The 3,294-nt window shown below is 69.4% G+C and carries 4 protein-coding genes and 1 pseudogene; 4 read left to right on the forward strand and 1 reads right to left on the reverse strand.

Annotated elements, in window-relative coordinates; genetic code table 11:
* Nucleotides 1–472: 472 nt before the first annotated feature.
* The 3 genes from HV824_RS35295 to HV824_RS35305 all read left to right on the forward strand — a co-directional run bounded on the left by HV824_RS35295 (nucleotide 473) and on the right by HV824_RS35305 (nucleotide 1,916).
* A complete protein-coding gene (locus HV824_RS35295; RefSeq protein WP_176425228.1) occupies nucleotides 473–1,168 on the forward strand; it encodes a class I SAM-dependent methyltransferase in 696 nt (231 codons plus the stop codon).
* Nucleotides 1,169–1,270: 102 nt separating this feature from the next.
* Nucleotides 1,271–1,549, forward strand: a complete 279-nt coding sequence (locus tag HV824_RS35300) for a hypothetical protein (RefSeq protein WP_176425226.1) — start codon at nucleotides 1,271–1,273, stop codon at nucleotides 1,547–1,549.
* A 19-nt stretch (nucleotides 1,550–1,568) separates the two neighbouring features.
* Entirely contained in the window at nucleotides 1,569–1,916 is a 348-nt protein-coding gene (locus HV824_RS35305; RefSeq protein ID WP_255208607.1) for a DUF4326 domain-containing protein, read from the forward strand.
* 20 nt (nucleotides 1,917–1,936) lie between these two features.
* Here the strand turns inward: HV824_RS35305 and HV824_RS35310 are convergent, their stop codons facing one another.
* On the reverse strand, nucleotides 1,937–2,890 hold the full coding sequence (locus HV824_RS35310; protein ID WP_176425227.1) for a DUF1152 domain-containing protein: 954 nt from the start codon (nucleotides 2,888–2,890) through the stop codon (nucleotides 1,937–1,939).
* Nucleotides 2,891–2,945: 55 nt separating this feature from the next.
* Here HV824_RS35310 and HV824_RS35315 point away from each other — a divergent pair.
* Nucleotides 2,946–3,294 (forward strand): annotated as a pseudogene (locus HV824_RS35315) (ornithine cyclodeaminase family protein); the annotation flags it as partial.

Below are 3,294 nucleotides of genomic sequence, written 5' to 3' on the forward strand. Positions count from 1 at the left end.
TCCCGTGTCCAGCCGAACCACACGCACCGTCGAGCACGCGGGCCCGATGAGCAGCAGCAAGAACACCCAAATCAGTCGCATCGGCACCCCGTGGCCTCGAGTCCATGCGAGGCGCCCCGTCAAACCTAGCTCCCAGGCGTGACACGAGGACCTCGCCGCGAACCGGCTGGGGCGCGCCGTCGTCGCCTGGGCGAATGCCTGAGTGAATCTGGTGGCACGCCCGCACGTCAGGCGAGTTCGACCTGCCAGCCAGGTCCTCCTGGAACCGCGTGGCGGGAGCGGCGACTTCATTGCTGCGGCGGCACGCGCTGGCCTCGCTGAAGCAACACTCCGCCTGGGATGCCTTCGTCGCCACTGCGCATCCGCTGACGCGGAGCACAGGCGCGGTTCCTCGGAGTGCTATCCTCACGGACTTCGAGGAATCGTGACGCAGCCCCCCGCTCCCCCGCCCGAACAGGACGACGACTACGGCATGTCCCTGCCGGCGCTGGTCGTCCTGCGCATCAGCATCGTGTTCATCGAGCTGTTCACCCGTCTCTTTGACGTCCTGCTGCTGCTGCGCCGGCCCCGGCTGCTCCCGCCCTACCTGGGCCTGTGGCTGCGCGAGGTGCGCGTCTCCCCCTACCGCCTGAAGCGCTCGTTCGAAACGACGCGCGTCCTCCAGGCGAGCGGGCAGATTTTCAAGGAGCTGATGTACGGCGAGATGCCGGTGCACACGGGCGTGTGGCTCTTCTGGAAGGCGGGGCTGGGCCGTGGCTCGCGGCTGGTGGACCTGGGCGCGGGGCGGGGCCGCACGCTGCTGGCCGCGCGTTGGCTGGGCGCGGAGGCTCGCGGCGTGGAGTTGATGCAGCACCACGTCGACCTGGCGCGAAAGCCCGTGGAGGAGGCTGGGGCGCAGCTCGTGCTTGGCGACGCGACGCAGGCGGACCTCCAGGACGCCACGCACGTCTTCACCAACTGGACGGCGCTGACACCCCAGACACGCGCCCGGCTGGTGGAGCGCTTCCGCACCTGCCGCCCCGGCACGCGCATCCTCACCGTGACGCGGCCGGTGGAGGCCCCAGGCTTCACGGTCCTCTCCAAGCACCGGCTCCTCTTCACCTGGGGACCGGAGCACGTCTGGATTCAAGAGCTCAGCGACAACGTCGTTGGAGATGCAATCAATTGACGCGATTTCCCGTGACGCGGGCTCCATGTCTACGCTCCGCGCCACGGCGCCAGGCCGACGGGGCTCAAGTCCCTGGGTCCGGGCGTCCAGGAGCTGAATCACATGAAGGCATGGATGACGGTGGTGTCGCTGGCGGTGGTTCCCCTCGCCGTGGGTTGCACGTCGTCGCGCGAGCTGACGCGGGCGCGCGTGGAGGCGAACACGCTGCGCAAGGACGCGGACACGCTGCGCGCGGAGAACGCGACGCTGAAGGAGCGCGTCAGCGAGCTGGAGGGGCAGGTGGCGAAGGTGATGGAGGAGCGCGACACACTGAAGGCCGCCGCGGAGAAGCCCCCGGAGCCCGTCGTCGCGCCCGCCGCGGGCAAGAAGCGCAAGAAGTAGCGCTCGCGAGGCCACGCCGATGACCGTGACGCGCACCACGGCGGTCCATGTCCACGACGGCTGCGACGTGTACGTGGGCCGGGCCTTCCACGCCCATGCGAAGCCGAGCCCGCTCAACCCGGTGCCCGGCCGCTTCGGCAATCCCTTCAAGCCCGGGGGCGTGCGCACTCCGGGCGCCATGCTGCGCACCTACTTCGCGCCGTGGCTGGGGACGCTTCCAGAGACGGAGCAGGAGCGCATCCGTGAGGAGGCCCTGCGCCGCATGGGGCCAGAAGAGGACGCCTTCGACGCGTTCCGCTGGTGCCTGGCGCTGCGCACCCGGCATGACGCGGACATCCTGGCGGAGTGGGTGGACGCACACCACTGACGCGGCCCGCCCGGCGACGCTCACACGGGGATGTCCTCCCACGGCCGAATGGGCTGGCCCTCGTTCCGGAAGGTCTCGATGCGGTCCGCCACCTCCCACGCAGTCTGCGTGTCGCGGAGCGCGTCCAGATAGAGGCATCGCCGTGCGACCGCCGCCAGGTCGAAGGCCCAGTACATGCTCATCAGCGGGTTGATCCACAGCTGACTGCCCTCGGTTCGGACCGTGCGGTGGACGTCTCCGTATGCCCCTTCCACGGCGCTCACGACGGACAAGGACACGATGCTGGGCGCGCGTGGCATGCGCTCGCACACGTACGTCACTGCGTCGCGATACAGGGCGACCTCGGACATGGGCTCCAACAACGCGGTGACCCCCAGGTAGGCCCCTTGCTGGCTGAGCGCGGCCACGGACTCCAGGAAGTGCGCATGACAGACGCCATGGTGCCGGTCGACGCCGAAACCCAGGCACACCACCAGCTTGTCCTCCAATGGCAGCGCGTCGACGGCGGACAGGCTGCTGATGTCCTCCTCGGGCGTACCCAGCCCCACCTCATCCCCGCGCATGAGGATGTCGGTGCCTCCGTCCACCAGCACCACGGCATCGAAGCCGAGCCGCTCCCATAGCAACGCATACGCCGCGCGCAGCGGGGCCACGCCCGTTCGCTCGAAGCAATACACCGGGACGCGCTCACCCCGGCCTTTGAACCAGCGCGCCAGAAGCCCCTCCGGGAAGTAATGAGCTGGCCCTTTCGTATGGGCCTCGACCTCCATGAGGCCCGGCGCCAGCCAGGTTCCCTCCACGACTTCCAGCCGCGTGAAGCTCAGGTTGGCCAGGGACACCTGCTTGCCCAGCTCGCGCAGGCGGAAGAACAGCGGCAGCCCGCTGAACACGTCGAAGCCACCGCCCGCGCCCGCGATGAGCACATGCCGCGCCCGTGCGAGCCTTTCGAACAGCGGTGAAGTAGACAGGTCCATTCCCTGATTCCTTCCAATGTCAGCCACGGCGCCTCTAGCGCTATATAGCGCGGCCATGCCCACCCTCATCCTCAGCGCGAAGGACCTCCGCAGCCTCTACACCGTCGAGCTCGGCCTCACCGCCGTCGAGCGGGCCTTCCGCGCCCACGGCCTCGGCGAGTCGCTGATGCCGCCCAAGGTGTACCTGTCCCTGCCCTCCTACGACGGCGACTTCCGCGCCATGCCCGCGTTCCTCGACGGCGCCGCCGGCGTGAAGTGGGTCAACGCCCATCCGCGCAACCCGGAGAAGCACGGCCTGCCCACCGTCCGCGCCCTCTACATCCTCAGCGACCCGGACACCGCCTCCCCGCTGGCCATCCTCGACGGCACCCTGCTCACCGCCTGGCGCACCGGCGCTGCGGGCG

Origin of the sequence: Myxococcus sp. AM009 (genome assembly GCF_013372605.1) — a bacterium.
Lineage (GTDB): Bacteria > Myxococcota > Myxococcia > Myxococcales > Myxococcaceae > Myxococcus > Myxococcus vastator.

Bases quoted from the DNA above. Each gene is read 5' to 3' on its own strand.
- HV824_RS35300 (WP_176425226.1), top strand. From the start codon at position 1,271: ATGAAGGCATGGATGACGGTGGTGTCGCTGGCGGTGGTTCCCCTCGCC.
- HV824_RS35295 (WP_176425228.1), top strand. From the start codon at position 473: ATGTCCCTGCCGGCGCTGGTCGTCCTGCGCATCAGCATCGTGTTCATC.
- HV824_RS35305 (WP_255208607.1), top strand. From the start codon at position 1,569: ATGACCGTGACGCGCACCACGGCGGTCCATGTCCACGACGGCTGCGAC.
- HV824_RS35310 (WP_176425227.1), bottom strand. From the start codon at position 2,890: ATGGACCTGTCTACTTCACCGCTGTTCGAAAGGCTCGCACGGGCGCGG.